The following is a 6588-nucleotide window of genomic DNA, read 5'->3' as shown; positions in this document are numbered from 1 at the left end:
GTCTAATAGGTGAATAATAGCGGGAGCAGCTTCGGTCATAGCTTTTACTGGCGGCTGATTCGCCAAGAAATCTCCCCCGTATACCGTATCATCAAAATGCTCCCAAGGTGAATCTCCCTCACCCTTCGTATTTACTGCACCGTTAATTCCGCCCTGTGCACACACAGAGTGAGATCGTTTCACTGGTACTAATGAAAATAAATCTACTTGAACGCCGTGTTCAGCGGCCTTAATAGTAGCCATTAAACCGGCTAATCCGCCTCCGACAACGATTATTTTATTTTTGCTCATTAAGCCCACTCCTTTTAATAGCTGTTGCTAAAAATTACACGAATGCGAATATTGCTCGAACTCCCACGATTGATAGCGCTAAAAAGATCGCCAGCGTAACGTAAGTGGAAATAACTTGTGAGCGAGGAGTAACAGTAATTCCCCAGCTAACAGCAAATGACCATAATCCGTTAGCAAAGTGGAATATGGTTGAAATAACTCCAATTAAGTAGAATGCTAGCATAAATGGACTGCTTAAAATGGAAGCCATCATATCATAATTTACTTCCGCTCCGAATGCAGCAGCTATTCTCGTTTCCCAAACATGCCATGCAACAAAAATAAATGTAATAATGCCTGTTACACGCTGAAGCATGAATAGCCAGTTGCGCAGATAACCATAGTTGCTTACGTTGTTCTTAGCTGTGAAAGCAATGTAAACTCCGTAAATAGCATGGTATAAAAGCGGAAGGAAAATGATAAAAGTTTCCAAAAGATACCTAAAAGGAAGCATCTCCATAAAATGAGCTGCCTCGTTAAATGCCTCTGCACCTCTTGTTGCAAAGTGATTGACAACAAGATGCTGAACTAAAAAGAGGCCTACAGGAATTACTCCTAGCAATGAGTGCAGTCTGCGATTCACAAACTCATTATTTCCTCTCATAATGTTTCCCCCTTTGAAACAAAGACTTGTTTTGTTATAGAAAAATTCATCCTTCGATCATTTTTTGAAATTTTCTATACATTATCATATAGTTGACATATTATAATGTCTAATTTATTATTTGCATGGTTTTCATGCATTTTAGTTATGAATTTTGTAAAATATTAAGTAGGAGGTGATACCCAATGGAATGGCACCAAATCGAATATTTCCGGGTTGTTGCACGTTTACAACACATAACGCGGGCTGCAGAAGAATTATTAATCTCGCAACCTGCTCTTAGTCGGTCTATAGCTAGATTAGAGGAAGACTTAGGTGTTCCATTGTTTGAACGGCAGGGACGTTCAATAAGACTAAATAGGTATGGTGAGTTATTTTTAAAGCGGGCTGACCGTATGATGATAGAATATCAAGATGGCAAGCAAGAAATTCAAGAATTAATTGACCCTGATTATGGTAATGTTTCATTTGGGTTTATGCCTACCCTCGGGACTTATCTTATCCCTAACCTAGTCAGTTCCTTTCGCTCTAAATATCCAAATGTTAAATTACAATTCAAACAAAATGGAAACGATTTGCTCCTTAAGCAATTAGAGTCTAGTGAGATTGATTTCTGCCTAGTTTCTTCAATAGAATCAAAAGATCAATTTCAATGGATTCAGTTATGGGAAGAAGAATTATTTTTAATTGTTCCTGCAAAACACCATCTGGCAAAACACGAAAGTATTACTTTACAAGAAATAGCCGATGAACCTTTCGTACTCTTAGAAAAAGGTAATGGGCTTCGCGGGATTACAGACCAACTATTTGAAGAGGCAGGAATAAGACCCAGAGTTACTTTTGAGGGCGAAGAAGTTCACACTATTGCAGCTTTTGTAGCAGCAGGACTTGGTGTTACGATAATACCGGAATTCAAAGGGATCGATTGGGATAATATTACTCGGATACAATTAAAATCTCCAAACTCCCAAAGAGTAATTGGACTTGCTTGTGTAAAAGATAGATATCTATCACCAGCAGCAAAGCGGTTTCAACAATTTATCTTAAATTATTTTAAAAAATGATTATTATCGTTAACTAACTACTAGAGCGGAAAAATAAGTTAAAAAGATATCCAATAAATATCTATTAGTTTCATAGTTTAAAGTAATAATAGGACTGATCCCATTTGAGTTCAGTCCTATCTTTAAATAATGCGAAACAATATTCCATATACGTTTTCTTATAACAAACTCTAACCTTGTTGCTAGCTTTGTAATATAAGATTAACGACTCCTATAACGAAACCTCTCAATCTAATGAATGGAAAGAACGAATTCATCGTCCCCTTATCTATTATGACTTCTCCGAGACCAAATAACTACTGGAATAAGTAATAACGACAAAATGCCGCCAGCCAGTGATAATGCTGTGTAACTTGATTGAGCGACTATCATTCCAGACATGGCTCCACCTGATGCCCCTGCCAAAGCAACAAATACATCTACTGTCCCTTGAGCCTTGGCACGTGTTGCAGTTTCTGTTGAATCAACAATGAGTGCAGTTCCGCATATCAAACCAAGATTCCACCCTAACCCAAGTAAAGAAAGAGCGATGATTAGAGAGATCATAGAATCGCCTGGCGCCATTGCAGCTACGACACCTGCAAGGAGCAAGGTAACCCCTGAAGCTATAGACATGGCTGTTCGGCCAATCTTATCAACTAGAATACCTGTAACAAGTGAAGGGAGATACATTGATCCAATATGAAAGCCAATAACAAGACCAACCTCACTTAAGCCATGACCATGATGTGCCATATGGATAGGAGTCATCGTCATAATAGCCACCATCACGATTTGAGTAATGACCATAATTGCGGCACCAACTGTAACACCTCTTTTATTCTCAATGCTGCCAGCAGTTACCGTTTGATCCTTCATTTTAATTTCTTGTTTATTAACTTCGATCATTTTTGCGATGAGGAGTGGATCTGGACGAAGCATAATAAAAAGGATAAGTCCTGCAGAAATAAAGGCTGCTGCCGACAAAATAAAAGGGCCAGCAAGGGCAGGAACACCAATTGAAAGAGCAAGATCCCCCATTACGTCTACCAAGTTTGGACCAGCAACCGCACCAAATGTTGTGGAAACCATTGCGATACTAATAGCAGTTGCCCGTTGTTTCTTATTAGCTAAGTCTGTTCCAGCGTAACGAGCTTGTAAATTTGTTGATGTCCCTGCTCCATATATAAGCAAGGAAGCAAATAAAAGGATTATATTATTTGTCATGGCAGCAATCACAACACCAATTGCGCCAAGCCCGCCCGTCATTAATCCTGCAGTGAGACCTATGCGGCGGCCATAACGTTGAGAAAGTCTTCCTACAATGAAAGCTGCACCGGCAGAACCTAAGGTTAATAAGGCAGCCGGCAGCCCTGCGATAGCATCTGAACCAAGCATTTGCTGAGCAAGCAGGGCACCTACCGTAATTCCGGCAGCCAATCCTGCTCCTCCAAAAATTTGTGACAGACAGACAATAATTAGTGTACGTTTGTAAAGCATTTGTTGCTTTTCTAAAGAATTGACATAACTGTCGGTCAACTCATAGGCGTTACTAGACATTTTACACACCTTCCTTCCCCTAAAAAAATCTATTAGAATTTAATTGATTAGATAGCTTTTCTTTTTCAAGTGATGTCAAACTATCATCATTGTAACTCACTTTCTAGTAAAATAATGTATAACGTTTTATTCTAAATAAGAAGATTTGCTTTTTTAATATTTCACCATTCATTTTTTGTTTAAAAACAATCACTTGAAAAAGCCACCAAATCCAGTGACTTTTCATCATTTATATATATTCCCTTGTCACACTTCTTCTCCAAAATAAGAATTTTTGTCATCCCTGTCTTGGCTGCTAAAGTTAATTAGAGATATTTTTAGCTGCTATTACTTAATTCAGTTTTTTATTTATTACAAGTGAATTCCTTAAAAACTTAAGAGGATTATATCTATCATACTTATAAACAATAACTTTTTAACATCTTTGTCAAAGATGAACTATTAGAAAAACCCTGTTTTTTATTATCAATTCAATCATTTTGAGTTTTTGTATAAGTTGGGATTAAGATGATCCCCAAGATAAAACATCCAAAAGAAGATCGTAATATGGTTTTTAAGAATAATACGTTTATGCACTTAGCAAGCATCTTGCTTCAATATTATTTATTTTAATTTCTTCTAAACTACACTTTAGGATAATGAAAAAGCCACTGAACACTCAGTGACTTTCCAATCGTTATAAATATTTCCTTGTCACACTCTTTCCATCGTAAGAAAACAGGACTGGCTTATCTTCTAACACACTTTCCATATGAACTGGTCTTCCCCAAAGCTGATGAACATATGGCAGAACCTTTTCCAAATATTTAAGATCAAGCTCAATATCCTCATACCAATGTTTCAGATAAAGCTCATTGTTCTTCAAAAAGTCGCCATCATTTACAGTGATATATGGGAATCCGCCATTCACCCGCATGCTTACTAGCTGATCCCTTACAGATTCCCAGTCTTTATCAACAATTTTGTAATCCCTGCCTTGCTTTTGGAACAAGTACATATCCTCACGGAAGATCAGATCCTTTGTTAAATAATTTCGAATAAAGGAAATATCAGATTCAATTTCGCGTACTTCGAATATTTTGTCACGGCCAGAGCCTGGTGTGACTCCTAACTTTTTCATCTCTTCGGTTGGTTTATTATAGCGTTCTTCAATGTCCTCAAAGATTTTCAATCCTAAATAGTATGGATTTATGCTAGTTCGCGATGGTTGCACAACACCTGCGTTCAGTTTTGCAAATTCAATGGACTCATCAGAGGTTAAATCAAGTTCACGAATAATTCGTTGATGCCAGTAGGAAGCCCAGCCTTCGTTCATGATTTTCGTTTCTAGCTGCGGCCAGAAATAAAGCATTTCCTCACGCATCATTGTTAAAATGTCCCGCTGCCAGTCCTCTAGCTCGCGGCTATATTCCTCAATAAATAGTAAGATATCCTTCTCTGGAGCAGGTGGAAATTTACGTTTTTTCTTTTTCGGCGCTGGCTTTTGATCTTGTTTTCGATCAAGATTCCACAGGTCATCATATGGTGAGACCGTTTTTTCCTCTTCCTCCTCGAACTCGATGTCATCAATTGTCCATGCAAGTTTCGGACGAACAAGTGATGGATCGATATGCTCTTGGATTGAAAGGACAGCATCTAAAAATGTTTCGACTTCGCGTCTGCCATATTCAATTTCATATTGCTTAATTCTCTCGGCTGTTGCCGCCATGCTTTCCACCATTTCGCGCTTAGTATTGCTAAAGCGGGCGTTATTTTTAAAGAAATCACAATGCGCTAACACGTGGGCGACAATTAATTTGTTTTGAATCAGGGAGTTCGTATCTAATAAAAATGCATAGCATGGATCAGAATTAATAACAAGCTCATATATCTTACTTAGCCCAAGATCATATTGCAGCTTCATTTTGTGAAATTGTTTCCCAAAGCTCCAATGTGAAAATCTTGTTGGCATACCGTATGCACCAAATGTATAAATAATATCAGCTGGACAGATTTCATATCTCATTGGATAAAAATCTAAGCCGAAGCCTTTTGCAATCTCCGTAATTTCCCCAATTGCATATTCAAGAGCCTTATGATCAGCTTCCCTCATGGTCTCCCCCCTAAGCTATAGTTATAATAGTTTATGAGCGAGGGTGTAGAAACATGCTCCTTGATCTTTTTAACTCTTTTGGGGGCTTTTCTTTATCAGTTCTTTTGAAGGATATTTTTCCTTTCAAGCAATTGGTTAAAATGTTCTAATCCAATGCTTTTTGATCCAATGCTGACAGCAGAAGACTCTCCATAAAAACCGTGGAAGTCAGATCCACCTGTTTGAATGAGATTCCACTTCTCAGCTAGTGCTCTTGCTTTCTTTTCAGCTTCTTTATCATGTAATGGATGCAAAACCTCGATTCCTTCTAACCCTGCCCGAACCCAATCTTCTACTTCCGAAAAATTATCAAATTGTCCAGGATGTGCAAGGACTGGTATCCCCCCGGCTTCTCTAATCACACGAATGGCATCAAAGACATCGATATAATGAATCGAAACGAAGGCTAGTCCTCGATTAGTTGGAGAATCCCCTCTTTTGAATAGCTTTTTATACAAATCACCGTAAATCCGGTCTGTATATCCCTTGTTAAGTAAAGCATGCATAATATGTTGTTTATACACACCTGTACCTTCTTTGCAAAACTCAAGAACTTCTTCCCACGTAATATCATATCCAGCCTCTTGAATGCGTGACACCATTTGCCATGATGCTTCATGCCTTTTTACGACTAATGGGCTGCATAATTCATCAATAGATGCATGTCCAGGGGTGACATACAAGCCTAAAATATGTGCTCTCCTGTTTCGTTCGTAATCATATGCAGATATCTCAATTCCCGGAATAATATCTACATCAATTTGCTTTCCAATTTCCATTGCTTTTAGAAGACCTTTTGTCGTATCGTGATCTGTAATGGCTAAATGCTTGACGCCATTGTCTTTTGCTAGCCGAATGACTTCCTCAATCGAAAACGAATTATCAGAAATATTTGTATGACAATGTAAATCTATCATATA

Annotated in this window: 6 protein-coding genes; 1 reads left to right on the top strand and 5 read right to left on the bottom strand. The window is 38.1% G+C overall.

Annotation, left to right across the window (positions count from 1 at the left end; all coding sequences use genetic code 11):
- Both WQ54_RS16925 and WQ54_RS16920 read right to left on the bottom strand, forming a co-directional pair.
- A partial coding sequence (locus WQ54_RS16925) for an FAD-binding protein (RefSeq protein WP_046585729.1) occupies positions 1-291 on the bottom strand: 291 nt, incomplete at its 3' end.
- A gap of 34 nt (positions 292-325) precedes the next feature.
- Positions 326-934, bottom strand: a complete 609-nt coding sequence (locus WQ54_RS16920; RefSeq protein ID WP_046585728.1) for a succinate dehydrogenase cytochrome b558 subunit — start codon at positions 932-934, stop codon at positions 326-328.
- A gap of 185 nt (positions 935-1119) precedes the next feature.
- On the opposite strand from WQ54_RS16920, the gene WQ54_RS16915 reads away from it, so the two are divergent.
- Positions 1120-1998: a LysR family transcriptional regulator gene (locus tag WQ54_RS16915; protein WP_046585726.1), complete on the top strand. Its 879-nt coding sequence runs from the start codon at positions 1120-1122 to the stop codon at positions 1996-1998.
- Between the two features lie 264 nt (positions 1999-2262).
- Here WQ54_RS16915 and WQ54_RS16910 read toward each other — a convergent pair whose 3' ends face one another.
- From WQ54_RS16910 to WQ54_RS16900, 3 genes are all read right to left on the bottom strand, one after another.
- Complete coding sequence (locus WQ54_RS16910) at positions 2263-3537, bottom strand: MFS transporter (RefSeq protein WP_046585724.1); 1275 nt, start codon at positions 3535-3537, stop codon at positions 2263-2265.
- Positions 3538-4213: 676 nt separating this feature from the next.
- A complete protein-coding gene (locus WQ54_RS16905; protein WP_046585722.1) occupies positions 4214-5629 on the bottom strand; it encodes a SpoVR family protein in 1416 nt (471 codons plus the stop codon).
- 95 nt (positions 5630-5724) lie between these two features.
- Entirely contained in the window at positions 5725-6585 is an 861-nt protein-coding gene (locus tag WQ54_RS16900; RefSeq protein WP_046585720.1) for a PHP domain-containing protein, read from the bottom strand.
- Positions 6586-6588 lie beyond the last annotated feature (3 nt).

Source organism: Bacillus sp. SA1-12 (assembly GCF_000981385.1).
GTDB lineage: Bacteria > Bacillota > Bacilli > Bacillales > Bacillaceae > Metabacillus.
This window is presented reverse-complemented; position numbering and strand designations above follow the sequence as displayed.